The sequence below is a fragment of the Pseudomonas sp. B14(2022) genome (genome assembly GCF_012030485.1).
GTDB lineage: Bacteria > Pseudomonadota > Gammaproteobacteria > Pseudomonadales > Pseudomonadaceae > Aquipseudomonas.
Genome location: NZ_JAAUVM010000015.1, coordinates 31,084 through 54,485, shown reverse-complemented (window position 1 = coordinate 54,485; position 23,402 = coordinate 31,084). Strand labels below are relative to the sequence as shown.

Sequence of the window (23,402 nt, the reverse complement as noted above, 5' to 3'; positions counted from 1 at the left end):
TTGACCGCAAGCTTCGGAGTGCCAGGCCACTGCGGCACGGCTAATCTGGCCAGGATCCGTCAAGAGTGCCAACTATGACTACCGAACAAGATCTGCGCTGGGCTGCGATTCTTGCCCGCGATCCGAAAGCCGACGGGCTGTTCGTCTACGGCGTAAAAACCACTGGTGTGTATTGCCGCCCGAGCAGCGCCTCGCGATTGCCCCGCCCGGAAAATATCGAGTTTTTCGACACCCCGGCACAGGCCGAGGCCGCCGGTTATCGCGCCAGTAAACGCGCAGCCGGTGACCAGACGCAGCTGGCTGCGCAGCATGCGCAATTGGTGGCTGACGCGTGCCGGCAGATCGAACACGCCGACACCGCGCCCAGCCTCAACACGCTGGCGAGCCGGGCCGGACTGAGCCCGTTCCATTTCCACCGCGTGTTCAAAGGCGTGACCGGCCTGACGCCCAAGGGTTACGCCAGCGCCCATCGCTCACGCAAGGTGCGCCAGGGGCTCAAGGGCCCGCATTCGGTAACCGATGCGCTGTATGAAGCCGGCTTCAATTCCAACAGCCGCTTTTATGAGTCGGCCAACCAATTGCTCGGCATGACGCCCAGCGACTACAAGGCCGGCGGCACCAACAACCAAATTCTATTTGCCGTCGGGCAATGCTCGTTGGGTGCGATCCTGGTGGCGCAGAGTGCCCGAGGTGTGTGTGCGATTCTATTGGGGGATGACCCGGACAAACTGGTGCGCGACCTGCAGGACCAATTCCCCAAGGCCAACCTCGTGGGCGCCGACCGTCGTTTCGAACAGCTTATCGCCCAAGTGGTGGGGTTTATCGAGGCTCCCGCCCTGGGCCTGGACCTGCCGCTGGACCTGCGCGGCACGGCGTTTCAGGAGCGGGTATGGCAGGCCTTGCGCGAAATCCCGGTGGGCAGCACGGCCAGCTACGCGCAGATCGCCCAGCGTATCGGCGCACCCACGTCTTTTCGCGCGGTGGCCCAAGCCTGCGGAGCAAACAGCCTGGCGGTGGCGATTCCCTGTCATCGGGTGGTGCGCAGCAATGGTGATTTATCCGGCTATCGCTGGGGGGTTGAGCGCAAGCGGCAGCTGCTCGATCGCGAAAAAGACCACTGACGCGCACGAAAAGCCCACCTCGTCCAGTGAATAAAACAGACTGGCCGGGTGCCAGGTACCCTGCTAAAACAGCGAAAAAACCGACTCACGCTGGAGACGCATCCCATGAGCACCTGGCCAGACACCCGCATTCTCGACCTGCTCGGCATCGACGTGCCTATCATCCAGGCGCCGATGGCCGGTGCCACGACCGCCGCCATGGTCATCGCCGCCAACGAAGCGGGCGCCCTAGGATCGATGCCGGCGGCCACACTGAGCATCGAGCAACTGCGCGCCGCGCTGACCAGCATTCGCCAGGCCAGTACGCGCCCCATCAACGTCAACTTCTTTTGCCACCAGCCCCCTGCCGCCGACGAAGAACGTGATCGACGCTGGAAGGCTCTGCTGGAGCCCTACTACCGCGAGCTGGGTGCCGATTTTGAGGCGCCAACGCCGGTTTCCGATCGCGCACCGTTCAACGACGCAGCTTGCCAGGTGGTTGAAGCGTTCCGGCCCGAGGTCGTCAGTTTTCACTTTGGCCTGCCGGAAAAATCCCTGCTGGATCGGGTAAAAGCCACCGGCGCCAAGGTGCTGTCGTCAGCCACCACCGTTGAAGAGGCGATCTGGCTGGAGCAGCACGGTTGCGACGCGATTATTGCCATGGGCATTGAAGCCGGGGGGCATCGCGGGATGTTCCTGAGCGACGACCTCAGCAGCCAGATAGGCCTGATGGCACTGGTGCCGCAGATCGTCGACGCGGTGACCGTACCAGTGATTGCGGCCGGTGGTATTGGCGATGCACGTGGCATCGTCGCAGCCTTGGCGTTGGGCGCTTCAGCGGTACAGATCGGGACGGCGTATCTGTTCACCCCCGAAGCTACGATCACAGCCTCCCATCACCATGCGCTGCGCCATGCACAGGCCAGCGAAACCGCCCTGACCAACCTATTCACCGGGCGCCCGGCACGGGGCATCATTAACCGGGCAATGAGTGAGCTGGGAGCGATCAACCCCACGGCACCCGCGTTTCCCAGGTCCGGCGGCGCATTAATACCACTCAAGGCCAAGGACGAAGCAGGCTTCAGCAACCTGTGGTCCGGCCAGGCGCTACGCCTGGGTAAAGACACAAGCACCTATGAACTGACCCGCGAATTGGCCGAGCAGGCTTTAGCAAAGCTCAAATAGCGCTTTCACCTGCGGCAACTTTGCACTGTACCGGCAATGGCTAACCGCTATATATTCCCATACATAGCGGTTACATCTTCTCCCTATAACAGGCCGTACAGTCCCCAAGGAGCTGCTTCATGAAGATTCACGCCTTACGCCTGACCATGCTGGCCGCCGCGTTCGCTGTCGGTTCGGCCCATGCCGATGAGGTCCAGGTAGCCGTAGCAGCTAACTTCACCGCACCGATCCAGGCGATTGCCGCCGACTTCGAAAAAGACACCGGCCACAAGCTGGTCGCGGCCTACGGCGCCACCGGGCAGTTCTACACCCAGATCAAGAACGGCGCGCCGTTCGAAGTGTTCCTGAGTGCCGACGACACCACCCCGCAGAAACTTGAAAGCGAAGGCGACACCGTCAAAGGCTCGCGCTTCACATACGCCGTGGGCACCCTGGCGCTGTGGTCGGCCAAGGAAGGCTATGTGGACGCCAAGGGGGAGGTCTTGAAGAGAAACGAATTCAAGCACCTGTCCATCGCCAACCCGAAAGCCGCGCCTTATGGCCTCGCCGCTACCCAGGTGCTGGCCAAGGAAGGGTTGACCGAGAAGGTCAAGGACAAGCTCGTCGAAGGCCAGAACATCACTCAGGCCTTTCAGTTTGTCTCCACCGGCAATGCCGAGTTGGGTTTCGTCGCCTTGTCGCAGATCTATAAAGACGGCAAAGTCACCAGCGGTTCGGCCTGGATCGTCCCTGCCACCCTGCACGACCCGATCAAACAAGACGCGGTGATCCTCAACAAGGGCAAAGACAGCGCCGCAGCCAAGGCCCTGGTCGAGTACCTCAAGGGGCCGAAAGCCGCTGCCGTTATCAAGTCCTACGGTTATGAGCTGGCCAAATAAATGCCCCTGTCGAGTGCCGATTTTTCCGCAATCTGGTTGACCCTCAAACTGGCGTCACTGACCACGGTGATCCTGCTGGTCATCGGCACTCCGATCGCCTTGTGGCTGTCGCGCACCCGTTCATGGTGGCGCGGCCCTATCGGCGCGGTGGTGGCCCTGCCGTTGGTACTGCCGCCCACGGTAATCGGTTTCTACCTGCTGTTGACCATGGGGCCCCATGGCTACGTTGGCCAGTTCACCCAATGGCTCGGCCTGGGCACCCTCACCTTCAGCTTCGCCGGGCTGGTGATTGGTTCGGTGATCTATTCCATGCCGTTCGTGGTGCAGCCGTTGCAAAACGCCTTCTCCGCCATCGGCACTCGCCCATTGGAAGTGGCCGCGACCCTACGCGCCAATCCCTGGGACACCTTCTTCACCGTGATCCTGCCCCTGGCGCGCCCGGGATTTGTGACCGCGGCCATTCTGGGCTTTGCGCATACCGTCGGCGAATTCGGCGTGGTGCTGATGATCGGCGGCAATATCCCGGACAAAACCCGTGTGGTCTCGGTGCAGATCTACGATCACGTCGAAGCCATGGAGTATGCCCAGGCCCATTGGCTGGCGGGCGCCATGGTGGTATTCGCGTTCCTCGTGTTGCTGGCGCTCTACTCCAGCCGTAAAACCAAGATGGGCTGGAGCTGATGTCGATGATCAATGTGCGCCTGAACGTGAAGTACCCAGGCTTTGCCCTGGACGTGGACCTGCAGTTGCCCGGCCGTGGGGTGACTGCGCTGTACGGGCACTCGGGCTCCGGCAAGACCACCTGCCTGCGCTGCATCGCCGGGCTGGAGCGCGCCGAAGACGGGTTTATCCAGATCAACGATGAAGTCTGGCAAGACAGCCGCAACGGGCTATTCGTGCCGCCGCACAAGCGCGCGCTCGGCTACGTGTTCCAGGAGCCGAGCCTGTTCCCCCATCTGTCGGTGCGGGCCAACCTGGAGTTCGGTCTCAAACGCATCGCGCGCCCGCAACGCCGGGTGGATATGCTTCAGGCTACGGAGTTGCTGGGGATCGGCCATCTGCTTGAGCGTCACCCCCAACACCTGTCCGGCGGTGAACGCCAGCGTATCGGTATCGCCCGTGCCCTGCTCACCAGCCCAAAACTACTGTTGATGGATGAGCCCCTGGCCGCTCTCGACAGCAAGCGCAAAGGTGAAATCCTGCCCTACCTGGAACGCCTGCACGACGAACTGGACATCCCCATGCTGTACGTCAGCCATGCCCAGGATGAGGTGGCACGCCTGGCCGATCACATCGTGTTGCTCAGCGACGGCAAGGCGCTGGCCAGTGGTCCCATAGGCGAAACCCTGGCGCGGCTCGACCTGCCACTGGCGTTGGGGGACGACGCTGGCGTGGTGATCAACGGCAGCGTCAGCGCCTACGACGATCACTACCAACTGCTCACGCTGCAACTGCCCGACAGTGCCCAGCATCTGCGCGTGGCCCATGCACCGCTGGCGCTGGGCAAGGCGTTGCGGGTCAAGGTACAGGCACGCGACGTCAGCCTCAGCCTGCACGCCGGAGAGCACAGCAGCATCCTCAACCGCCTGCCGGTGACGGTTACCCAAGAGATTGCAGCGGATAACAGCGCCCATGTGCTCGTGCGCCTGGACGCGGATGGCACGCCGTTGCTGGCGCGTATCACGCGGTTCTCCCGTGACCAGTTGCAACTGCATCCCTGCCAATCGATGTGGGCACAAATCAAAGCGGTCGCCGTACTGGCGTAAAAACCTTTTGGCACGACCACATACGGCTGCGGTCAATCAGGCATACCGGTCTGATTTTTTGCCAAGGAATTTGCCCCATGCCCGACTCCGCGCTGCCCGCCGACCTGCCCCGCGACCTGCATTACGTTGACGACACCCAGCCCGGCATCCGCCGCAAGAAGCTGCGCGGCAAATTCCAGTACTTCGACGCCAAGGGCGAGCGCATCCAGGACGCCGATGAGATCAAGCGCCTGAACGCCCTCGCCATCCCTCCGGCCTATACCGACGTGTGGATCTGCGCCGACCCGCGCGGCCACCTGCAAGCCACCGGCCGCGACGCCCGTGGGCGCAAACAGTACCGCTATCACGCGCGCTGGCGCGAGGTGCGTGACAGTGACAAGTACGCTCGGCTGCAGGAATTCGGCAACGCCCTGCCGAAACTGCGCAGACAGCTGGAAGCGCAGATCGCCGAACCCGGCTTCACCCGCGAAAAAGTCCTGGCCACGGTGGTGATGCTGCTGGACGCCACGCTGATCCGTGTCGGCAATACCCAATATGCACGCGACAACAAATCCTACGGGCTGACCACCCTGCGCAACCGCCATGTGGATGTGAAAGGCAGCGAAATCCAGTTCCAGTTTCGCGGCAAGAGTGGCGTGGAGCACCAGGTCAGCGTCAAGGACCGGCGCCTGGCCACAGTGGTCAAGCGCTGCCTGGAGTTACCAGGGCAAAATCTTTTCCAGTACCTGGACGAGGACGGCGAGCGGCACACCGTCAGTTCCCATGACGTCAACGCCTACCTGCACGACCTTACCGGTGCCGACTTCACCGCCAAGGATTACCGCACCTGGGCTGGCACCGCCATGGCGCTGGCGGTGCTGCGGGAGTTGGAATGGCAACCGGAATCCGACGCCAAGCGACATGTGGTGGCGATGGTCAAGGATGTCGCCAAACAGTTGGGCAACACGCCCGCCGTGTGTCGCAAGTGTTATATCCACCCGGCCGTGCTGGAGCATTTCAGCCTGGGTGAATTGTCCAAGCTGCCCAAGCCACGGCTGCGCAAAGGCCTGAAGGCCGAGGAAGTCGCCTTGGCGATGTTCCTTGAGCAACTGGCCGCCGACTTGCCCCAGAAAGCCAAGGCGGGTTAGGCTCTGCCTCCCTTCTGACTCCCGGGACGACCGCCGACGTGAACCACTAAGCCTTCCAAAATGTATCTGCAACAAGCCGCAAGGCGCGCTTGTTGGCCTGTTCGACATTTTTTTGGAGGTGCTGATGACTGACGTCAACCGGCTGCCCGTATTGGTTTCCCTGCAACACCTGTGCTTCGAGTTCGCCAACGGCGAGACCTTGCTGGACGACCTGAGCCTGTCCATCGACCACACACCCACCGGCATCGTGGGGCGCAATGGACGGGGCAAAAGTATCCTCGCCAAACTCATCGCCGGAGTGCTGCTACCCACCAGCGGCTCACTCGATTGCGCGGCCAGCGTGGCCTATGTGCCGCAGTACCTGGCGGTGACCGCAGGGGAAACCGTCGCCCACATTGCCGGGGTCGCCGAGGCATTGGCGGCCCTTGAACGCATGGCCCGGGGCGAAGCGCAGGTCGACGACCTGGCGCTGATCGCCGATCGCTGGGACCTTGCCGATCGTTTGCGCCGGGCCCTGGATGCAGCAGGTCTGGAACAACTCGGCTTTGCAGCGCCGGCCGAGCGACTCAGTGGCGGCCAATTGGCTCGAGTCGCGGTAATCGGTGCGCTGTTGGCCGCCCCCCAACTGCTGGTGCTGGATGAACCCACCAACCACCTCGACAGGGCTGGCCGCACCTGGTTACTGCGTGTGCTGAAGGATTGGCGCGGCGGCCTGGTGGTGGTCAGCCATGATCGGCAATTGCTCGACACCATGGGCCGCATCGTCGAACTATCGCCCCTCGGACCACAGGTGTATGGCGGTAACTACCAGGCTTATCGCACCCAACACGACGGGCAGCAACAGGCCGCCATCGCTGCGTTGGAACACGCTCGCCAGGCACGCAGCCGCGAACGTCGGCGCCTGCAAATGGACCACGATAACCTGCAACGTAACGCCGCCCAATCGCGCAAACACGCAGAGACCGCCAACGTGGACCGGTTTACCAGGGCTCGGTGGAAAAACGCCGCCACCGAGGTCGTCGACACACGGCACCGCGCGCACCTCGCCGACAAAGCCCGGTTGGATGACCAGGTGCGCCAGGCCTATGCGCGCGTCATCGATGAATCCCCCACCTTGTTGGCTTTGCCAGGCTCAGCGGTACCCAATGGCCGACAGGTGTTGGCCCTGGTCAATGCCCGGTTACCGTGGCTGGACCACCCAGCGCTCACCCTTAACCTGATGGGCCCGGTGCGCGTTGCCGTGCGTGGGCCAAACGGCTGCGGAAAATCCACCTTGCTCAAGCTGCTGGCAGGCCAATGGCAGCCGCTCAGCGGTGAATGCCACGTGTTTGTGCCCAGTGCCTATATCGATCAGCACCTGGCGCTGCTGGACGACCGGCGCTCCGTCGTCGAACAGCTCAACCTGCTCGACACACCACTGGCCGAAGCCGAACTGCGTACGCGCCTGGCGTTGCTGCAACTGGATGCCCTGCGGGTGACACAACCGGCCGCGCACCTCAGCGGCGGCGAGCGTTTGAAAGCCGCGATGGCGATTGCGCTGTGGCGTGAGACACCCGCGCAACTGCTGTTGCTCGACGAGCCCACCAACCACCTGGACCTGGAATCGGTGAACGCTTTCGAGCAGGCGTTGCGAGGTTTTACCGGGGCGATGGTGGCGGTCTCCCATGACGAAGCATTCGTTCAGGCGATCAAGCCGACTCACCTTTTGACGTGGGAGACTGAGGGTTGGCGCCTGGAGAGTGTCTGAGGTTATTGCGCGCGCAATCAAAGCGTCCTAGGGTAGTGGCCGGATAATCTCACCGAGGAAGCCGGCCCTATGTTGCCTTCGCCCCACAAGCCGTATGCCAACGCCGCACTGGCCCATCAAAAGCGCTGGCGGGGCCGCGTCGGCCTGATGCTGGTGGCCAGCCTTTCGGTATTGGCGGGCATGACTGACGCCATCGGCTTTATGGCCAGCGGCGACTTTGTTTCGTTCATGAGCGGCAACACCACGCGCCTGGCAGTGGCCATCAGTGTTGGGGATCTCGGCTTGACCGCACGCCTGCTGTTGCTGGTCGCCACATTCGTCGCCGGTAACGCCTTGGGTGTAGTGGTCAGCCGTCTCAGCCGGCGCCATGCCCTGCCCCTGCTGCTGTGTATTGCAACGTTGCTCTGCGGCGCAGCCTTGTTGCCCTTCGCCGATACATTGCCCGCGCTGCTGGCGGCGATTATCGCGATGGGCATGCTCAACGCAGCCGTGGAAGAGGTCAACGGCTTGCCGGTGGGTCTTACCTACGTCACTGGCGCGCTGTCACGCTTTGGGCGCGGACTGGGACGCTGGATGCTGGGGGAACGCCGTAACGGCTGGCGGGTGCAACTGATTCCGTGGGCGGGAATGTTTGTCGGCGCGGTGATCGGCGCGTTGCTGGAACAGCACATGGGGCTGAGGGCGCTGGTGGTCAGCGGTGTATTGGCGGGGGTGTTGGGGCTGGTGTCGCTGAAGATTCCCCGGCGCTGGCATTTGGGTTTTATGCCGCGATAAGGAACAAAGGTGCCCGCCCGACGGTTAGGCCTCGACGTCCGTGTACTGGTAAAGAGCCATTATGTCGGGCGGGCGGATTGAATCATAAGCGAATGTCCAACGGCTGTCCCGCCGGGCGTTTCCCAAAATGACTAAGGCAACGGACTACAGACAAGTCGCGAGTGCAGCCAAACGACGTTTGGCCGGCATCGTATCTTCAACGGCGTAGTACTTGACGGACGAACCGGCGCCGGCGCTTTGCACGTCGACGAAGTAATCGCCACCCGTGGTGTAGACGGTGAAGCCACCGGCGCCGTTCGGCTCTTTGAAGCCTCCGGCGTCGACGCCAAACACGCTTTCGTCCTGCCAGCCAAACTGGATGCACTCGGCAACCACCAGCGTGGCCTTGTCCGATGCCATGGCCTTGTACGGAGCACCCAAGCGCGCCTCGTTCATCTTCGATCCCGCGCAACCGGCCAGTGCTACCAATACCAATGCGCCCATTACCACCTTGTGCATGCCATTGCCTCGTTGGAAAAAACGCGACTGTACCATTGCCGCAAGGCTGACTGACGCCGCCATGAATTTTGTTTCACTGTGGTGCGAGAATGTGCCGCCTATAGTGGCCTGGCTCATTTTCAGAAGCCTTCCTTCTGCCCGCCCTCCCGCGGGCTTTTTTTCGCCTGCGCTTCAGAGCCACCAGCGAAACAGGTAGAACAGCGCCATGCTCAGCAGCACGGTAATCAATACGTTGCGCGTCCAGAACATCAGCGCCACCGCGCAGATACCTGCCAGCAAATACGGATTGGCCGGGCTGAGGTTGAGCTGGTGGTCGGCGAGGAAAATAATCGGCCCGCAGATCGCCGTGAGCATGCCCGGCACCGCAAACCCGAGAAACTCCCGTGCCCCACGGTTGAGGCGCACCGGCAGGCGCGGCTCGATAAACAAATAGCGGTTGAAAAAAACCACCAGGCCCATGGCCACAATCATCAGGTAAATCATCGCTGCCCAACCCCCAGCCGTTTGCAGAAAAACCCTGCGCTCATGCCCAGCACGCCCGACACCACCACGGCCGACTCCCAGTGCAGGAAGCTCAGCCATACGGAAAACAGCAGCGACACCGCCACGCAGACCACCGTCGGCACGTCGCGCACCACCGGGGTGATCAGCGCAATAAAGGTGGCGGCAATCGAGAACTCCAGGCCCAACTGATCGAGGCCGGGGATGCTTTTGCCCAGCACGATACCGGCCAGGGTGAACAGGTTCCAGATGATGTAAAACGTCAAGCCGACGCCCAGGGCATACCAGCGATTAAAGGTTTCGCGGTCATAGTGGCTGACCAGCGCAAAGAACTCATCGGTCATCAGAAAGCCCAGGCTGATGCGCCAGCGCGTCTTGAGCGGCGAAAGAATCGGGCGCAGGTGCATGCCATACAGCAGATGTTGGGAGGTTAGCAGCAAGGTAGTCAGCACAATGGAAATAAGACTGGCGCCGCTCTTGACCATGCCAATGGCGACCAACTGCGCAGCGCCGGCAAACACAATGGCGGACAAGCCCTGGGCTTGCAGGGGGGTGAATTGCGCATCGATGGCCATGGAGCCGGCCAGCAGTCCCCAGGGCGCACAGGCCAGGGACAAGGGAATGACGGCGATTGCGCCGCGAGCGAACGCGTAATGAGGTAAGGCAGCAGGCATGGAAACGGCTCATCGACAGACAGTCGACAAGCATGCCAGCCCTCTAAGGGGCTTGTCTTGAACGATCTTGCTCAGGCGAGCCTGACAGACACCTGCTCCACCGAATCCCGCGCTTCACGCAGTTCGTGAGCATCCTGGTTGAGTCGGTGAATCGTGTTGAGCAACCTTTGGCGAAGCACTTCATCGCCGAGCTTTTCGACGGCACGCATCAGGTCGAACGCCGCGGTTTCGTTATTTTCCGCGACGGAATCCAGAGTCTTGCGCAGGTTGCGAGTGGCACGGGTCACGCGGGTCTTCCTTCATCAGCAATGGGGAGGCACTTTAGGACATTCGTGTTTCATTTTAATTTCAATCACTTGTGGCGGTTTTCCGGTGATTTGATCCATATCAATTGAAACAGGGTTTGACCAAAATATATGGAAATACGTATATTCGAATCCTCATATATACAGAGGTCATGGTCATGTCGGCGCCCCTTACACCGCCCACCTTGTTCAAGTGCCTGGCCGACGCCACTCGGGCGCGGCTGACGTTATTGATTCAGCGTGAAGGCGAACTTTGCGTGTGCGAACTGATCCATGCCTTGGACGACAGCCAGCCAAAAATCTCCCGCCACCTGGCGCAACTGCGCAGTAGCGGGCTGCTGCTGGATCGTCGTCAGGGTCAATGGATCTACTACCGCGTCAACCCGGCACTGCCCGATTGGGTGACCCAGGTGCTGGACATCACCCTGCAAGCCAACCAGCCATGGTTGCACAACGACGCACAGCGTCTGGGTGCAATGGGCGACAGACCACAACGAGCCAGCACCTGCTGCTGAACCACCGGAGCGTTTCTTCATGCTTGTCGCAGTCGCCATTTTCATCTTCACCATCGTCCTGGTCATCTGGCAGCCCAAGGGCCTCGGAGTGGGCTGGAGCGCCACACTGGGTGCGATCCTGGCCCTGGCCTGTGGCGTGATCAGCCTGGCGGATATCCCGGTGGTATGGCACATCATCTGGAATGCCACCGGGACGTTTGTCGCGCTGATCATCATCAGCCTCCTGCTGGATGAGGCCGGATTCTTTGCCTGGACTGCGCTGCATGTGGCGCGCTGGGGGCGCGGGCGTGGCCGGCGCTTGTTTGCCTATATGGTGCTGCTCGGCGCCCTGGTGTCGGCGCTGTTTGCCAACGACGGCGCAGCGCTGATCCTCACCCCCATCGTGATGTCGATGCTGCTGGCGCTGCGCTTTTCGCCGGCGGCGACCCTGGCGTTTGTGATGGGAGCGGGGTTTATCGCAGACACGGCGAGCCTGCCGCTGGTGGTGTCGAACCTGGTGAATATCGTCTCGGCGGACTATTTCAAGATCGGCTTCAACGAATATGCCGCCGTCATGGTGCCAGTCAACTTCGTCAGTGTCGCCGCCACCCTGGCGGTGCTGCTGTGGTTCTTTCGCCGAGATATTCCCCAGACCTACGACCCGGCCGACCTGGCCGACCCCGCCAGCGCGATCCACGACCGCGCCACCTTCCGCGCCGGCTGGTGGGTGCTGGGCATCCTGCTGATCGGCTGCTTTGCCCTGGAACCGCTGGGCATTCCCATCAGCGCGATTTCCGCGGTGTGCGCCGTGCTCCTGCTGGTGATCGCCGCCAAGGGCCACAAGATCTCCACGCGCAAGGTGCTGAAGGAAGCCCCGTGGCAGATCGTGGTCTTTTCCTTAGGGATGTACCTGGTGGTCTACGGCTTGCGTAACGCCGGCCTCACCACCTACCTGGCCACCTGGCTCGATACCTTTGCCACTTACGGCGTGTGGGGTGCGGCCATGGGCACTGGGGTGCTGACGGCGTTGTTGTCCTCTGCGATGAACAACCTGCCGACGGTATTGATCGGCGCGCTGTCCATCGAGTCCAGCCATGCCGTGGGCGTGGTCAAGGACGCGATGATCTACGCCAACGTGATCGGCAGCGACCTGGGCCCGAAAATCACTCCCATCGGCAGCCTGGCCACCCTGCTGTGGCTGCATATCCTGGCGCGCAAAGGCATCACCATCACCTGGGGCTACTACTTCAAGGTCGGGATTGTGCTGACCTTGCCGGTGCTGCTGATCACCCTCGCCGCCCTCGCGTTGCGCCTGAGTATCTGAAGGAGAGACCGCAATGAAAGTCCTGTTCATGTGCACCGCCAACAGCTGTCGCAGCATCTTGTCCGAAGCGATGTTCAACCACCTGGCCCCGCAGGGTTTTGCCGCGGTCAGCTCCGGCAGCTTTCCCAAGGGCCAGGTCCTGCCGCGCAGCCTGAGCACGTTGCAGGCGGCGGGCATCCGCACCGAGGGGTTGTACAGCAAGGGCAATGACGCATTTGAAGGCAGCCCGCCGGATGTGGTCATCACCGTCTGCGACAAGGCGGCGGGTGAAGCCTGCCCGGTGTATTTCGGGCCGGCGGTGAAGGCGCATTGGGGCTTGGAAGATCCTTCGGATGTGCAGGGCGATGAAACCAATATCCAAGCCGCATTCGACGCAACGCTGGCGACCATCGCCACCCGTTGCCGAGCGTTTTTCGCCCTGCCCTTTGCCCACCTCAGCCCTGGCGAGCTGAAGGCCGAGCTCGACCGCATCGCGCTGCTGGAAATGACCACGCCCTGACGGCTGAATGAATCCCACGTTGGCAAGTGGGCTTGCCACAACAGTGTGTGCAGATATGGATCGCCAACCCTCTGCCAGCGTATGCTCTCGCACTTTCCTGAAAGGACGCGGGCATGCTGACGATCTTTTTTTACGCGCTGGTATTCGGTTTTGTGTTTTGCCTCTCCCCCGGTGCGGTGCTGGCGGAGACCCTGCGCCGTGGCTTGCTGCACGGGTTCACACCCGCCTTGCTGGTGCAGTTTGGCTCGCTGGTAGGCGATGCCGTGTGGGCGGTGATCGGCCTCACCGGCATCGCGCTGTTGATCCAGCATGACGCCGTGCGCGTGCCGCTGACGATCATCTGCGCGCTGTACCTGGCCTGGTTGGGCGTTCGCAGCCTGATCGACGCCTGGCACTTGCCCGAAGCCGATGATGCACCGGCCAGCACCCGACAAAATGCGCTGGCCGTGGGCGCGGCAATCTCCCTGGCCAACCCGAAAAACATCGTCTACTGGGGAGCACTCGGCAGCGCGCTCTCAGGCATCGTCGGCGCCACGCCCAGTCATGGACAGACGCTGATGTTTTTCGCCGGCTTCATGTTGGCTTCGGTGCTGTCATGCTTTTTGATCGCTGCACTGGTGAACCTGCTGCGCAAGAACGCATCGCCCACTTGGCAGCGCATCAGTTATGGCGCCTGCGGTTTGGTATTGATCTATCTGGCCATTCTCGCCGCACGCGGCATATGAAGTTATATATCGGGTAACTTTCGAAGGCCTCTTGTCTGAATGAACCCTGAACACCGGGCTATCTAATTAATCATGCGCTGACATTGTGTAACTGTCTGAGTAGTTTGCCCGTGCCCGCAACTGGGGCCTTTTTTAACCCTCACAAAAGAAGCCAATGGACACAGTATCCAGTCGCTGTCCGAGCACCGCATTGGCGGGCATCGGGCGCCCAACCCAGAATATGACAGGACTCGCCTCCCCGGTCCGGTAAGCTGCGCTGGAGCTTGATAGTAGAAGTTATCCAAGATCGCGAAGTCAGCGACTCGGCATGCTTTCGCTCGCCTGTATTCAGGTAAGTACCGGGTATGTTTTATCGAGAATTGGCGACAGGAGTACAGACAATGGGCGCCGTAAAAAACACGCTACTGCATAAGAAAAGAGGTCCATGACAAACCGCCTCACGCCATCGTCCAGTTCCTGCAGGCACTGAACAATCCGTTCATCTACGTGCTGCTGACCAAGCAGGCGGAACGCCAACGCAACCATTTCACTGGGCTTGGCAGGTTGCGCCAGGTGCCGTTGCAACTGCGGGTCGTCCAGGTAATTGCCTTATGATGACGGCACCATTGCCAACGAGGGGTAAAGCACGTGGACCGTATCGAACAAATGGCGCTGCTGGCGACCTATAACCAGTGGATGAACCGCAAGGTCTATGACGCGGCGGCCAAGCTCACGGACGATGAATTGCGCGTGGACCGCCGGGCATTTTTCGGCTCGATCTTCGGCACGCTCAACCATCTGACGTTGGGCGACACGGTCTGGCTCAAGCGCTTTGCCCTGCACCCCGCAGGCTATGAGGTGCTGGCGCCCCTGAGCGCCATTGCCGCCCCCTCGGACCTCAAGCAGCTGGCGTTCGCCGACCTGGGTGAACTCGCAGTCCGGCGCCGTTGGCTGGACCCGTTGATCATCGATTGGGTCCACACCCTGCGCGAGCCCGACCTCGACCATCACCTGCACTACCACAACATGCGCGGCGCGGCGGCCAGCAAGCCGTTTGGCGCCCTGCTGGTACATTTTTTCAATCACCAGACCCACCATCGAGGCCAGGTCACCACGCTGCTGACCCAGGCCGGGCAGGACGTAGGCGATACGGACCTGCTCGCTTTGATTGACTGAACTCAGCGAGCACTGAACTCGGCATAGGCCTGCAACAACCTTACAAAATCCTCGGGTTGCGGCAACTGCTCGAAGCTTTCGACGGCCGGAGTGGAAGCCCAGGCCAGTTTTTCGCGGGTCCAGGTCTCCATAAAGGGCACGTAATCCGCGGCACTATCCAACAATGTCGCACGCACGTTGACGAACTCATCGATGCCATGGGGCCGGGTAAACAGCCAGCTCATGCAGTGCGGGCAGCAATAGTGACGATCGACCCCGTGCAGGCCGCCGACCACCGGGCAACCCTGGGTCACGGTGAACGCGCTGGCGGGAATCAGCGCGCTGAGGGAGAACGCACTGGCGGTCATCTTCTGGCAACCGGTGCAGTGGCACGCCATGGTAATTACCGGCGCCTGGCTCACGCTGAAGCGCACCCTGTTACAACGGCAACTGCCTTCCAAGGGCAGGGTTTCGACGCTCATCACACACTCCTTTTCATGATCAGTGGCGTGCCAGGTTAGCGTCCAGGCAGGGGTATTGAACAGGTCCAAGGGCAAAACCGAACGCTGCCGCACCCACGGGGTCGAAATTTCAGGTGCCCGGATTTTTAATCCCCGCCCTCCCCGCGTGCATTGTGGGTTTACCGATGCGCGCACCCAATAAGAAGGAGACGCTTACATGGTCATTCACTTCAAGGTTGCCGGGCATCTGGCCTGCGGTCATCACGGCAATAACCTGCCCTCCAGCACCGAGCTGAAACGGGTCAAGTGCCGCACCTGCCGCAACACCGACGCCTTCAAGGAAGCGCGCCGCAACCAGCGCAACGCCGCTCGCCGTGCTTCGCGCCAAGCCAAGACCCACACCAGCACCGACTGGCGCAGTGCCTGGACGCAACGCCTGACCGAGCTGACAGGGCTGCAACGCCTGCCACGTGGCTTCGGCGCACAGCCCTTCGTATAAGCCAGAAACGCAGAAGCCCCGGTCAAACCGGGGCTTCGTTTTCAATCAATCATCATTGGACACCGGCCGGTTGCGGGCCTGGTAGCCCGGCAACGTGGCGGCATACGCCAGCGCCTGTTCGCGGGAGTTAAAGGACGCCAGCCGGTCCTGGGGCGTACACACCCGCCATGGCCCGAAATTGACCTGCACGATGTCGTACCCATTCAGATGCAGCTTCTTCAGCAGTGGAGCGCTCATAGTCACCTCGCTTTCCTGAGATTAGCGTTGCACGCCCTACCTTACACCCGAGTCCAGGCTCATGACTGACCGCATGTCGCGGCGGCCACGCTACTTGACCTTGTTGCTCAAGGTATCCACGGTGCGCTTGAGATCATCCAGGCTGCGCTTCAAACCGTCGATGTCGCTTTTCTGCCGTTCGATCGTGCTGTTTTGATTCTCGACCGTGCGCTTGAGGCTCGCCAACTGGCTGTCACTGGAGCTGGCACTCGAACCGTCCCTGCGCTTTAACTCATCGAACGCGCGGTCCTGACCCTCCAGCTTGCTTTTCAGGCCTTGCACCTCGCTATCGGTACGTTTCTGCGCCGCTTGCAGCTGTTCAATATCCCCCACCGAAATGCTCGACGCCTTCAACACATACTGATTGCCGGCCTCCAGCGAAGCCCCCGTCAACCGGTCACCGCCTGACGCGCTGAAATCCCCCCACTTCACCGCACTCCCAGCCTGTGCCGTACCGGCCAACAGTCCCATGACACCTGCAACCACCCACCAGGATCGCTTGCGAACACTGAGCATCAACTGATTCCTTTCCAGACTGCCGGGATGGCATATCGCTATGACTGTCATTTATGCCGCTTGTTCCCCTGCCGTAGGAATCCTCTGGTTCGCCTGTTAAAGCCGATGTAGATCACTGATCTGCCAAGCTTTTTCAGGCGCCCCTGAAGCAAGAAAGCGGCAGTCCGACCTTGCGTCGAAGCGCCTGGATCTATATATTCCCAACCCTGTAACAACGCGCTACCGCCCGAATGGCGAAACTGGTAGACGCATGGGACTTAAAATCCCCCGCTCGTAAGGGCGTCCCGGTTCGATTCCGGGTTCGGGCACCATATATATCAAGGGCTTGCATGATGAACTTCATGCAGGCCCTTATCTTTTTTGCTCCGCAGTTTCCATTGCTCCGGCGTCCTGCCGACCTAAATCAAATCCCAAGATCCAGCCCCCTGCTAAGCCGTCCACTCCAACGAACAGAAATGCCGAACAGCTGATCTTCGCGTCGATCACCTCGGTGAGGCCGGCAATCTGCATAGTGTTGGAGATTTTGTTGTTCTGGTTAGCAGTCAGTCGAGTGATCCGCAACAGCCGTCCGGTTGTCACGCGCGGCAGATTGACGGCGCGTGCTGCGCTCCTGCTTTTCTCCAGGCAATAAAAAAAGCCCGCCGAAGCGAGCCTTTGATGAAGTGGTGCTGACTATAAGCAGCCTTGCAGCGCGACCAATCGCTTATTCGCAATCCAGTTGGCGACCACCACGTAATAAGTGGGAGCGCATGCTCGCCTCCTTGTACTTCGGTAAGAGGATCACGCCGCGCGGATCTTCGAAGCCGTAGGCGCCTGAAGCCAGGTAAAGGTCGATTCATGCGCCACATAGCCCGCATCCAGCAACGCAAACGTCAAACCTGGCTCGCGCTGCCAGCCAGCGGAATAGAAGAGGTAGGCCTTGGCTGTGACCCAGGAAGAACGAACGGCCAGGCTCGCCGAGAAGCGGCAGGAACTGGGCGATGCGGCACACAGTCCCGTACGGTACCCGGCAAATGCTCGACGAGCTGATGCTCTGGCATTAGCTCGAGGAAGTCAGCGAGGCGGTGCAGCTGCTGGTGCTGAATGGCCGAGCCGAGGATCTTGAGCGCGACGACGTGAACATCAAGGAGACCTTGCGAGGCTCAGCCATAAAGCTGGTGCAGCCGCAAAGGCCGCGAATGATGATGTTCAACTGCGATGGTTGCGGTCGGTTCATAAGCGACGCTCAGCGCTACCGGGAAGACTGCCGGAACTGCGGAACAAGCAACACACCTTAAGGAGCGTTACCGTGCGTGCTTAACGCTGCCTTGCTGAGCGAATTGTTCAAACTCGGCGAGCATGATAACCGCCGTGAACTGCAGTTCCCCGTACTGAGCGGCTATCTCGTCAGTCTGGAACGGCCAGTATTTGTCGTAGAAATCTTCCGCCGCTGCCTCAGCTTCGTCTTTTGCGATTTGAAGCTTATGAAGGCCTGCTTCGTAGTTGTAATCACGCATACATACCTCCTTGATCCGGCTCCATGCCGGTCACCCGCAATACCCTATATCGCTGAATAGCGCCAGACGGCTAGGCTATCAGCGCTTATCGCGAGCTTCGGGATTCCATGCACTGCAGAGAAACATGATCCCAGGAGCAATAAAGATACCCCAATAACCATTGAAGCCTGGATAGAAAAGCGGCCCGAATGTCGCAGTGACAAGCAAAGCGAGCCCTGCCCATAACCGCTTACGCGGCGTGAACCACTCGCGGAACGCTTCAAGCTTTTTACCCGCCATTACCACCTCCTTGTTTGATAAGCAGCAAAGCATATCACCCACTTAAACGAATCACGCCAGCTGGCGAGGCGAAGCCATGCCTATCGCCCCTGAATACCTGAAATCGATACTTGCCTACTCGCCAGAATCGGGCGTTTTCACCTGGCTTGTCAGCCGAAGCAGAACTGTTGCGGGCAGCCTGGTTTCAAGTGGCTATCTGACGGTGATGATCGACAGAAAGCGGCACAACCTGCACCGACTCGCATTCGTCTACATGCTCGACCGGCATTTGCTCAATCATAGCAATCGCGATGGGCCTAACCTCGTTCTCCTACACCAGCATCTGGAACGATGGCGCCGGAAGGATAAGCATCACAAGCTACAGCTACGGATTTTACGTTTGGATGCTTTCTTTTTTATGGCTTGCCGCCGCCTCTGTTATTGAACTTCAACGTGATAAAAGACGCTCACTGACCGCAAGCTCGTAAAACAGGCTGACATTACAACTCGGTCATCGCGTTTTGCACCTTCGGCACATCACAAAGGTCACGAGGAATGAGCTCACCAGAAAGGACGCAGCAAGATCTACCGATATATCGATAGCAGTAATAGGTATTGCTCTGGGCCTAGCCGTCTACATAAGCCCTAAAAACCAGTATTTCTTGGGTACTTTTGCATACCTCTGGTTACCGCTCCACAGGCTTGCATCATCCTTTAGGGGTTGAATCTACAGTCTTCCTGGACAGGCATACAGTGTGTATGGAATGCCAGTAACTACGTCCATTACGAAATGGTAGCGTTGCGCCACACTAATTCATCAAACGCATGAGGAAACCATGGCAATAGGCGACAAGATAAGACAATTCTCTGTAGCACCCGCCAAAGATCATCAGTGGATCCGGGGGCTGCGCTACGCGATCATGTTAGAAATTGAAGATTTCAAGGACCGCGAGGGTATGCGCTTATCTCGTTCAGCGGAACGGATAAACGCTCTCAAGGGCAACGAACGTTTCGCTCATCGACTGTCGAATCTGCAAGAAATTATGGATCTCATAGCACCTTTAGAAAACGAAGATCCTATACGGTCAGCCGAATTAGGAAATGAGTTGGCCGACTACCTATTGGCTAGAGAGAACAATCCTGATTGTAGTAGCCCGAACAGGCTCAAAGGCGAGTTGCTAGGGATGGATCTTGGCCTTTGAATTTATGGATTTCCCCAGCCCCGTCGCCCGCAGCCCAAGGAATGGGGAAGTGCCAATACCGGCGCGTTTATGACCTGGAAGTCAAATGAGCAAAACACGTTTGCAGTAGCGGCTGGACATCTCGCACATACATCAGCATTGCTGGCTTTAATCCTTAACCTTACCGGGCGCAGCAGCCTGGCGATTACTTGGACGGGACGTGCTCATCTACTCGCTCCCCAGTGCTTGTGTCGACAATGATCATGTCCCTCCAGGTATTACTGGGGGCGGTTGTGAGCTGCCAACCGAGCACGAGAAGCTTGAGACACAGTTCCCTTGGATCAACCGCGAGTACATCGAAGCGTTCAACAAGATCGCGACAGTTCTCACCAGCCGCAAGGCTTTCGCAAGCGGCGGCCTGCATCGCAAGCCCGAGACGATTGCCGATCGGCAGTTATCGCGATAGCGACCTGCGAAACCCGCTAGAAAAACTTAAACCATAGAAGTTAGTGATCGGAATGTACTTTTGCGCAGAATTTAGTCATTTAGGGACCTACCTGGCTCAGCCCTCGGCACTTTAAAGTACGCCAATCATTCAACTATCGGCGTCTGTATGAATCTCTGGTTTCGACTTCTCCTCATGCTACTTCGTCGACCTTGGCGCAGACCGGCAAAAGCGCTGGAATCGACCGTCATCCGAATGCGCGTCTGGCCACTGGACCTCGACTTCAATCGACATGTCACCAACGGCCGATATTTCACTCTGGCCGATGTCGGACGCATGGATTTCGTTTTGCGCAGTGGCGCCTATCGAGTAGCTATTAGAGCAAAGGCGCTGCCCATCGTCGGAGACACTTGGGGTAAATTTCGTCGTGAGCTTAGGCTGTTTGAAGCGTTTGAAATCCACACAAGGATGCTTGGCTGGGACGACAAGTGGAGCTTCATGGAGCATCGATTTGTGAGCAAAGGCAGGGTGATCGGCGTTGTCGTAATGCGAGGTCTATTTCGTTCAGCGAAAGGTGTTATTCCGCCAAGCGAGTTTGTTCGAGAACTGGGACTGCCCGAACGGTCGCCAGAGATGCCGACATGGCTGACCTCGTGGTCGCAGAGCTGCGATGCCATGAGCCGCCAGCTCAGAGATGAAGAAAGCACCCATGATTGACTGACTTGCAGGCAGCCCGTGACCCGTGCGCTATTGGTTTACCCGCCTTAACCGTAAATTAACGCAACCCATTCCGGCGTTGTTCGATGTTCAACGCATACTCTGCGGCGCATCAAGGGGGATTTCGAGGATGAAGTTTGCGCCCTGCCCAGCCCCGTCGCTGTGCACGGTCAAGCTGCCACCCATTTCCTGCGCGGCGAGCGCGCAGCTGTGCAGGCCGAAACCGTGACCGTCTTTGCGCGTCGTGAAGCCATGGGAAAAGATACGCGTCAGGTGCTCTGGCGTAATTCCGTTGCCATTGTCGGCCACCGTGATACGCAAGACTGTTCCGTCAGCAATGAGGGAGGCGCTGCACGTGATGCACGGGCCGCGATCGACCACGCCGTCCAACGCCTGCCCGGCGTTTCTGATCAGGTTCACCAGAATCAGCAGCACCCGGTGCCGGTCCAGCGACAGCAGGGGCAAGTCGGCAATGTCCTTGACCACTGTCACCTCCTGTTTCATCCGTGAGCCGGCACTCATGCGCCAGGCATCATCGATTAATTCCGAAACCGGTATTGTCTCGACGACACTGACAGCAACGGCATAGGACTGCTGGGCAGCGACAATGGTCTTGATGTGGTCAATGCCTTTGGTGAGTTGCTCGAGTTCTTCGATGATGCCCTGCTGCTCTGCCGCCACCGCCTGCGCCAGCTTGAGCAGGTAGTCGGGCAGCATCTTTCCCCTCTGGTCCTGGGTGAGGAAATCGCTCAACTCATGGATGTGTTCGTTCATCATCTGCGCCACCTTGCCCAGGCCCTGGGCCTTGGAGGTGCGCATCTGGCTGCTGACCAGCTCTGCCGAAACGTTCACGCTGTTGAGGACGTTGCCGACATTGTGCAGCACCGTCGTGGCGATCTCGGCCATACCCGCCTGACGGGATTTCGCATGCAGCTCGGATTGCACCTGGCTCATGCGTAGCGCCGCGCGTACACGAGCCTTGAGCTCCAATGGCGAGAAAGGTTTGGCGATATAGTCATCGGCGCCACTCTCCAGCCCGGAGATGCAAGCCTCGCTGCCGCCGCGGGCCGTCAACAGGATGACGGGCAGATGGGCAAAACCGGCGCTCGCCTTGATCCTGGCGGTCAGGCCGAAGCCATCGAGCTCCGGCATCATCACATCCGAGAGAACGACATTGATCGGTTGGCGCTGCAGTATGGCCCAGGCCTGCTCTCCGTCAGCTGCGGTGACGACGCTGTAGTCGTCGCGCAAAAGCTCGCTGAGGTAGCTAAGCATTTCCGAGCTGTCATCAACCACCAGAACCCTGGACTGCGAGGCGCGTTCCGGGTGCTGCTCGTTGTCTGCATCGCCCATGGACGCTGGGTCGTTGCTACTGCCACGGTGGCCGTCGTCGAACAGCAAGTGGCGCTGCTCGGTTGTGATCATTGCGGCGGGTGACGATCCCTCATGCAGATGACTGGCTTCGGTCGGCACGGTGTTTTGCTCAGTTCCCCGAGGAAATCGAACAAGGAAGCACGACCCCTTTCCAGGCTCACTGTTGACGCGAACTTCGCCCCCCATCAGCTCGACCAGATCCTTGACCAGGGCCAGACCGATGCCTGTACCGCTGTAATGCCGCGTGGCGGAATTGTCGATCTGGGAAAAGCGCTGAAACAGCAGGGGCAATTTGTCAGACGCGATGCCAATGCCCGAGTCTTGCACCGCGAGTTCAAATCGCTCGTCATCAAGCGCAGTGACGGCCAGATGCACGGTACCGCCAGCGGGGGTGAACTTGATGGCATTACTCACCAGGTTGAGCAGAATCTTCTCGAAGTGTCGGGGGTCCAGGAACACGGTTCCGAGGGCAGGATCGATGCTGCAGGTCAACGTGCAGCCTTTGCCCTTGGCCACCATGGCGGCGTCCTCGGCCAGCACGCCCACTGCCTTGTTCAAATCAACGGGCGCCGGACACAGCTCAAACTTGCCTGCTTCGGCCTTGGAGAAGTCAAGGATATCGTTCACGCGGTTCATCAAGCGCAGTGCGTTTCGTTGTGCGCGGTCGATTTGCACGTGCCAGTCCGCCGGCGGGGTCATCGCCACCGAAAGCTGCTCCAACGGGGCGAGAATAAGGGTCAGGGGGGTACGCAGTTCGTGGCTGACCGTGGCGACGAAATCACTCTTTGCCTGGTTGGCCGTCTCGGCCTGGTTGCGCGCCTGAATAAGTGCGACCGCCTGTGCCTCCAGCACCTCGGTCTGTCGGTGCAGCGTGTCGGTCCGTTCGGCGACCATCCTCTCCAGAGAGGCCTGCACCTGTTGTCTTTCGGCTTCGGCCTCGGCCTCCAGCACCCGGATGCGCAAAGCATTCTCCTGGAACACCCGGACGGCCCGCGTCATGATCCCAATCTCATCGCCGCGTCCAGCGCTGGCGATCTCGGCGGTCAGGTCACCGGCAGCAAGCCGGCGCATGACCGAGGCCAGGGCGACGATGGGCTGCGCGACAAACCGCGAGGTGCTCCAGGCGATGGCACCGGCCAGCAGGATGGCGACGGTGCCCGCGATGATCGCCGCAAGCATGCCGCGATCCTTGTGGGCCAAGGCGTCTGAGCGCGCCTCGCCAGCGAAGCGCGCAACCAACAGGCCCGCACTCCGTGCCTCATTGCGAACTTGGTCGCGCGCGTCGCTCAAGGCGTTGCTCGCCTGATGGAACCTGGCAAATGCCGCTCGGTAGCCAGCAATCTGATCGCTGACCGTCAGGGGCGTAGCGTTGGCCTGCGGCCCCACAGAAGAAGGGAGAACCCGCGCGAGACGGGAGAGCTCATCGAGGATGACGCCTACAGAGCTGG

General features: G+C 60.1%; 28 protein-coding genes, 1 tRNA gene and 4 pseudogenes. 20 read left to right on the top strand and 13 right to left on the bottom strand.

Translation table 11 applies throughout. From position 1 onward, the window contains the following. The first annotated feature begins 74 nt into the window (after nucleotides 1–74). The 8 genes from ada to HCF10_RS20645 all read left to right on the top strand — a co-directional run bounded on the left by ada (nucleotide 75) and on the right by HCF10_RS20645 (nucleotide 8,577). Nucleotides 75–1,121, top strand: coding sequence for a bifunctional DNA-binding transcriptional regulator/O6-methylguanine-DNA methyltransferase Ada (gene ada / locus HCF10_RS20680; RefSeq protein ID WP_131696215.1), 1,047 nt, complete (start codon nucleotides 75–77; stop codon nucleotides 1,119–1,121). A 105-nt stretch (nucleotides 1,122–1,226) separates the two neighbouring features. Next, a complete protein-coding gene (locus HCF10_RS20675) occupies nucleotides 1,227–2,285 on the top strand; it encodes an NAD(P)H-dependent flavin oxidoreductase (protein ID WP_167656288.1) in 1,059 nt (352 codons plus the stop codon). A 119-nt stretch (nucleotides 2,286–2,404) separates the two neighbouring features. Continuing rightward, nucleotides 2,405–3,163: a molybdate ABC transporter substrate-binding protein gene (gene modA / locus HCF10_RS20670; RefSeq protein ID WP_167656287.1), complete on the top strand. Its 759-nt coding sequence runs from the start codon at nucleotides 2,405–2,407 to the stop codon at nucleotides 3,161–3,163. Continuing rightward, nucleotides 3,164–3,844 (top strand): molybdate ABC transporter permease subunit, encoded by a 681-nt coding sequence (gene modB, locus HCF10_RS20665; RefSeq protein WP_131696212.1) that lies wholly within the window; start codon nucleotides 3,164–3,166, stop codon nucleotides 3,842–3,844. Between the two features lie 5 nt (nucleotides 3,845–3,849). Then, nucleotides 3,850–4,929, top strand: coding sequence for a molybdenum ABC transporter ATP-binding protein (modC, locus tag HCF10_RS20660; RefSeq protein ID WP_167656328.1), 1,080 nt, complete (start codon nucleotides 3,850–3,852; stop codon nucleotides 4,927–4,929). A gap of 77 nt (nucleotides 4,930–5,006) precedes the next feature. Further along, entirely contained in the window at nucleotides 5,007–6,056 is a 1,050-nt protein-coding gene (locus HCF10_RS20655; protein WP_167656286.1) for a DNA topoisomerase IB, read from the top strand. A 124-nt stretch (nucleotides 6,057–6,180) separates the two neighbouring features. After that, a complete protein-coding gene (locus HCF10_RS20650) occupies nucleotides 6,181–7,803 on the top strand; it encodes an ABC-F family ATP-binding cassette domain-containing protein (protein ID WP_131696210.1) in 1,623 nt (540 codons plus the stop codon). A gap of 69 nt (nucleotides 7,804–7,872) precedes the next feature. Continuing rightward, nucleotides 7,873–8,577: a YoaK family protein gene (locus HCF10_RS20645; RefSeq protein WP_131696209.1), complete on the top strand. Its 705-nt coding sequence runs from the start codon at nucleotides 7,873–7,875 to the stop codon at nucleotides 8,575–8,577. Between the two features lie 144 nt (nucleotides 8,578–8,721). Here the strand turns inward: HCF10_RS20645 and HCF10_RS20640 are convergent, their stop codons facing one another. From HCF10_RS20640 to HCF10_RS20625, 4 genes are all read right to left on the bottom strand, one after another. Next, complete coding sequence (locus HCF10_RS20640; RefSeq protein WP_131696208.1) at nucleotides 8,722–9,075, bottom strand: hypothetical protein; 354 nt, start codon at nucleotides 9,073–9,075, stop codon at nucleotides 8,722–8,724. A gap of 171 nt (nucleotides 9,076–9,246) precedes the next feature. Next, the gene (locus HCF10_RS20635) at nucleotides 9,247–9,558 is read right to left on the bottom strand and encodes an AzlD domain-containing protein (RefSeq protein WP_167656285.1); all 312 of its coding nucleotides are present in this window, start codon (nucleotides 9,556–9,558) and stop codon (nucleotides 9,247–9,249) included. Beyond that, a complete protein-coding gene (locus HCF10_RS20630; protein ID WP_131696206.1) occupies nucleotides 9,555–10,250 on the bottom strand; it encodes an AzlC family ABC transporter permease in 696 nt (231 codons plus the stop codon). The genes HCF10_RS20635 and HCF10_RS20630 overlap by 4 nt, the downstream gene beginning before the upstream one ends. Nucleotides 10,251–10,321: 71 nt before the next feature. After that, nucleotides 10,322–10,537: a hypothetical protein gene (locus HCF10_RS20625; RefSeq protein WP_025856028.1), complete on the bottom strand. Its 216-nt coding sequence runs from the start codon at nucleotides 10,535–10,537 to the stop codon at nucleotides 10,322–10,324. A gap of 176 nt (nucleotides 10,538–10,713) precedes the next feature. On the opposite strand from HCF10_RS20625, the gene HCF10_RS20620 reads away from it, so the two are divergent. The 6 genes and pseudogenes from HCF10_RS20620 (at nucleotide 10,714) to HCF10_RS20600 (ending at nucleotide 14,752) form a co-directional block, all read left to right on the top strand. Then, nucleotides 10,714–11,070, top strand: a complete 357-nt coding sequence (locus tag HCF10_RS20620; RefSeq protein WP_131696205.1) for a metalloregulator ArsR/SmtB family transcription factor — start codon at nucleotides 10,714–10,716, stop codon at nucleotides 11,068–11,070. A gap of 19 nt (nucleotides 11,071–11,089) precedes the next feature. Further along, the gene (locus HCF10_RS20615; protein WP_131696204.1) at nucleotides 11,090–12,373 is read left to right on the top strand and encodes an arsenic transporter; all 1,284 of its coding nucleotides are present in this window, start codon (nucleotides 11,090–11,092) and stop codon (nucleotides 12,371–12,373) included. Nucleotides 12,374–12,386: 13 nt separating this feature from the next. Beyond that, nucleotides 12,387–12,872, top strand: a complete 486-nt coding sequence (locus HCF10_RS20610; RefSeq protein WP_131696203.1) for an arsenate reductase ArsC — start codon at nucleotides 12,387–12,389, stop codon at nucleotides 12,870–12,872. Between the two features lie 113 nt (nucleotides 12,873–12,985). Continuing rightward, complete coding sequence (locus HCF10_RS20605; RefSeq protein ID WP_131696202.1) at nucleotides 12,986–13,597, top strand: LysE family transporter; 612 nt, start codon at nucleotides 12,986–12,988, stop codon at nucleotides 13,595–13,597. A 423-nt stretch (nucleotides 13,598–14,020) separates the two neighbouring features. After that, nucleotides 14,021–14,095 (top strand): annotated as a pseudogene (locus HCF10_RS32095) (hypothetical protein); the annotation flags it as partial. Between the two features lie 129 nt (nucleotides 14,096–14,224). Then, nucleotides 14,225–14,752, top strand: coding sequence for a DinB family protein (locus HCF10_RS20600; protein WP_167656284.1), 528 nt, complete (start codon nucleotides 14,225–14,227; stop codon nucleotides 14,750–14,752). A 2-nt stretch (nucleotides 14,753–14,754) separates the two neighbouring features. On the opposite strand, the gene HCF10_RS20595 is transcribed toward HCF10_RS20600, so the two are convergent. Further along, on the bottom strand, nucleotides 14,755–15,213 hold the full coding sequence (locus HCF10_RS20595; protein WP_131696200.1) for a GFA family protein: 459 nt from the start codon (nucleotides 15,211–15,213) through the stop codon (nucleotides 14,755–14,757). Nucleotides 15,214–15,409: 196 nt separating this feature from the next. On the opposite strand from HCF10_RS20595, the gene HCF10_RS20590 reads away from it, so the two are divergent. Continuing rightward, on the top strand, nucleotides 15,410–15,691 hold the full coding sequence (locus HCF10_RS20590; RefSeq protein ID WP_131696199.1) for a hypothetical protein: 282 nt from the start codon (nucleotides 15,410–15,412) through the stop codon (nucleotides 15,689–15,691). Nucleotides 15,692–15,736: 45 nt separating this feature from the next. On the opposite strand, the gene HCF10_RS20585 is transcribed toward HCF10_RS20590, so the two are convergent. Beyond that, nucleotides 15,737–15,928, bottom strand: coding sequence for a hypothetical protein (locus tag HCF10_RS20585; RefSeq protein WP_027606617.1), 192 nt, complete (start codon nucleotides 15,926–15,928; stop codon nucleotides 15,737–15,739). 90 nt (nucleotides 15,929–16,018) lie between these two features. Further along, the gene (locus HCF10_RS20580) at nucleotides 16,019–16,483 is read right to left on the bottom strand and encodes a hypothetical protein (protein WP_167656283.1); all 465 of its coding nucleotides are present in this window, start codon (nucleotides 16,481–16,483) and stop codon (nucleotides 16,019–16,021) included. Between the two features lie 224 nt (nucleotides 16,484–16,707). Between HCF10_RS20580 and HCF10_RS20575 the strand changes: the two genes are divergently transcribed. Next, nucleotides 16,708–16,794 (top strand) — tRNA-Leu (locus HCF10_RS20575). A gap of 40 nt (nucleotides 16,795–16,834) precedes the next feature. Here HCF10_RS20575 and HCF10_RS20570 read toward each other — a convergent pair. The 3 genes from HCF10_RS20570 to HCF10_RS20560 all read right to left on the bottom strand — a co-directional run bounded on the left by HCF10_RS20570 (nucleotide 16,835) and on the right by HCF10_RS20560 (nucleotide 18,258). Then, on the bottom strand, nucleotides 16,835–17,044 hold the full coding sequence (locus tag HCF10_RS20570; protein ID WP_167656282.1) for a hypothetical protein: 210 nt from the start codon (nucleotides 17,042–17,044) through the stop codon (nucleotides 16,835–16,837). 722 nt (nucleotides 17,045–17,766) lie between these two features. Further along, nucleotides 17,767–17,979 (bottom strand): hypothetical protein, encoded by a 213-nt coding sequence (locus tag HCF10_RS20565; RefSeq protein ID WP_167656281.1) that lies wholly within the window; start codon nucleotides 17,977–17,979, stop codon nucleotides 17,767–17,769. A 78-nt stretch (nucleotides 17,980–18,057) separates the two neighbouring features. Then, nucleotides 18,058–18,258 (bottom strand): hypothetical protein, encoded by a 201-nt coding sequence (locus tag HCF10_RS20560; protein WP_167656280.1) that lies wholly within the window; start codon nucleotides 18,256–18,258, stop codon nucleotides 18,058–18,060. A 76-nt stretch (nucleotides 18,259–18,334) separates the two neighbouring features. On the opposite strand from HCF10_RS20560, the gene HCF10_RS20555 reads away from it, so the two are divergent. From HCF10_RS20555 to HCF10_RS20540, 4 genes are all read left to right on the top strand, one after another. After that, the gene (locus HCF10_RS20555) at nucleotides 18,335–18,682 is read left to right on the top strand and encodes a hypothetical protein (protein WP_167656279.1); all 348 of its coding nucleotides are present in this window, start codon (nucleotides 18,335–18,337) and stop codon (nucleotides 18,680–18,682) included. A gap of 391 nt (nucleotides 18,683–19,073) precedes the next feature. Next, the gene (locus tag HCF10_RS20550) at nucleotides 19,074–19,439 is read left to right on the top strand and encodes a hypothetical protein (protein ID WP_131696191.1); all 366 of its coding nucleotides are present in this window, start codon (nucleotides 19,074–19,076) and stop codon (nucleotides 19,437–19,439) included. A gap of 199 nt (nucleotides 19,440–19,638) precedes the next feature. Then, complete coding sequence (locus HCF10_RS20545; protein ID WP_167656278.1) at nucleotides 19,639–19,884, top strand: hypothetical protein; 246 nt, start codon at nucleotides 19,639–19,641, stop codon at nucleotides 19,882–19,884. Nucleotides 19,885–20,031: 147 nt separating this feature from the next. Further along, nucleotides 20,032–20,580 carry a thioesterase family protein gene (locus tag HCF10_RS20540; protein ID WP_131696189.1) on the top strand — a complete coding sequence of 183 codons (549 nt, stop codon included), beginning with the start codon at nucleotides 20,032–20,034 and terminating at the stop codon, nucleotides 20,578–20,580. 90 nt (nucleotides 20,581–20,670) lie between these two features. Here the strand turns inward: HCF10_RS20540 and HCF10_RS32090 are convergent. The 3 pseudogenes from HCF10_RS32090 to HCF10_RS32080 form a co-directional block, all read right to left on the bottom strand. Then, nucleotides 20,671–21,015: pseudogene (locus HCF10_RS32090) on the bottom strand (ATP-binding protein); the annotation flags it as partial. Nucleotides 21,016–21,534: 519 nt separating this feature from the next. Then, nucleotides 21,535–21,870 (bottom strand): annotated as a pseudogene (locus HCF10_RS32085) (response regulator transcription factor); the annotation flags it as partial. A gap of 213 nt (nucleotides 21,871–22,083) precedes the next feature. Then, a pseudogene (locus HCF10_RS32080) lies at nucleotides 22,084–23,133 on the bottom strand (sensor histidine kinase); the annotation flags it as partial. Nucleotides 23,134–23,402: the final 269 nt, after the last annotated feature.

Excerpts from the sequence above, each read along its gene's own strand:
- ada (WP_131696215.1), top strand. The coding sequence starts at position 75 with ATGACTACCGAACAAGATCTGCGCTGGGCTGCGATTCTTGCCCGCGAT.
- HCF10_RS20675 (WP_167656288.1), top strand. The coding sequence starts at position 1,227 with ATGAGCACCTGGCCAGACACCCGCATTCTCGACCTGCTCGGCATCGAC.
- modA (WP_167656287.1), top strand. The coding sequence starts at position 2,405 with ATGAAGATTCACGCCTTACGCCTGACCATGCTGGCCGCCGCGTTCGCT.
- modB (WP_131696212.1), top strand. The coding sequence starts at position 3,164 with ATGCCCCTGTCGAGTGCCGATTTTTCCGCAATCTGGTTGACCCTCAAA.
- modC (WP_167656328.1), top strand. The coding sequence starts at position 3,850 with ATGATCAATGTGCGCCTGAACGTGAAGTACCCAGGCTTTGCCCTGGAC.
- HCF10_RS20655 (WP_167656286.1), top strand. The coding sequence starts at position 5,007 with ATGCCCGACTCCGCGCTGCCCGCCGACCTGCCCCGCGACCTGCATTAC.
- HCF10_RS20650 (WP_131696210.1), top strand. The coding sequence starts at position 6,181 with ATGACTGACGTCAACCGGCTGCCCGTATTGGTTTCCCTGCAACACCTG.
- HCF10_RS20645 (WP_131696209.1), top strand. The coding sequence starts at position 7,873 with ATGTTGCCTTCGCCCCACAAGCCGTATGCCAACGCCGCACTGGCCCAT.
- HCF10_RS20640 (WP_131696208.1), bottom strand. The coding sequence starts at position 9,075 with ATGCACAAGGTGGTAATGGGCGCATTGGTATTGGTAGCACTGGCCGGT.
- HCF10_RS20635 (WP_167656285.1), bottom strand. The coding sequence starts at position 9,558 with ATGATTTACCTGATGATTGTGGCCATGGGCCTGGTGGTTTTTTTCAAC.
- HCF10_RS20630 (WP_131696206.1), bottom strand. The coding sequence starts at position 10,250 with ATGCCTGCTGCCTTACCTCATTACGCGTTCGCTCGCGGCGCAATCGCC.
- HCF10_RS20620 (WP_131696205.1), top strand. The coding sequence starts at position 10,714 with ATGTCGGCGCCCCTTACACCGCCCACCTTGTTCAAGTGCCTGGCCGAC.
- HCF10_RS20615 (WP_131696204.1), top strand. The coding sequence starts at position 11,090 with ATGCTTGTCGCAGTCGCCATTTTCATCTTCACCATCGTCCTGGTCATC.
- HCF10_RS20610 (WP_131696203.1), top strand. The coding sequence starts at position 12,387 with ATGAAAGTCCTGTTCATGTGCACCGCCAACAGCTGTCGCAGCATCTTG.
- HCF10_RS20605 (WP_131696202.1), top strand. The coding sequence starts at position 12,986 with ATGCTGACGATCTTTTTTTACGCGCTGGTATTCGGTTTTGTGTTTTGC.
- HCF10_RS20595 (WP_131696200.1), bottom strand. The coding sequence starts at position 15,213 with ATGAGCGTCGAAACCCTGCCCTTGGAAGGCAGTTGCCGTTGTAACAGG.
- HCF10_RS20590 (WP_131696199.1), top strand. The coding sequence starts at position 15,410 with ATGGTCATTCACTTCAAGGTTGCCGGGCATCTGGCCTGCGGTCATCAC.
- HCF10_RS20585 (WP_027606617.1), bottom strand. The coding sequence starts at position 15,928 with ATGAGCGCTCCACTGCTGAAGAAGCTGCATCTGAATGGGTACGACATC.
- HCF10_RS20580 (WP_167656283.1), bottom strand. The coding sequence starts at position 16,483 with ATGCTCAGTGTTCGCAAGCGATCCTGGTGGGTGGTTGCAGGTGTCATG.
- HCF10_RS20565 (WP_167656281.1), bottom strand. The coding sequence starts at position 17,979 with ATGCGTGATTACAACTACGAAGCAGGCCTTCATAAGCTTCAAATCGCA.
- HCF10_RS20560 (WP_167656280.1), bottom strand. The coding sequence starts at position 18,258 with ATGGCGGGTAAAAAGCTTGAAGCGTTCCGCGAGTGGTTCACGCCGCGT.
- HCF10_RS20555 (WP_167656279.1), top strand. The coding sequence starts at position 18,335 with ATGCCTATCGCCCCTGAATACCTGAAATCGATACTTGCCTACTCGCCA.
- HCF10_RS20550 (WP_131696191.1), top strand. The coding sequence starts at position 19,074 with ATGGCAATAGGCGACAAGATAAGACAATTCTCTGTAGCACCCGCCAAA.
- HCF10_RS20540 (WP_131696189.1), top strand. The coding sequence starts at position 20,032 with ATGAATCTCTGGTTTCGACTTCTCCTCATGCTACTTCGTCGACCTTGG.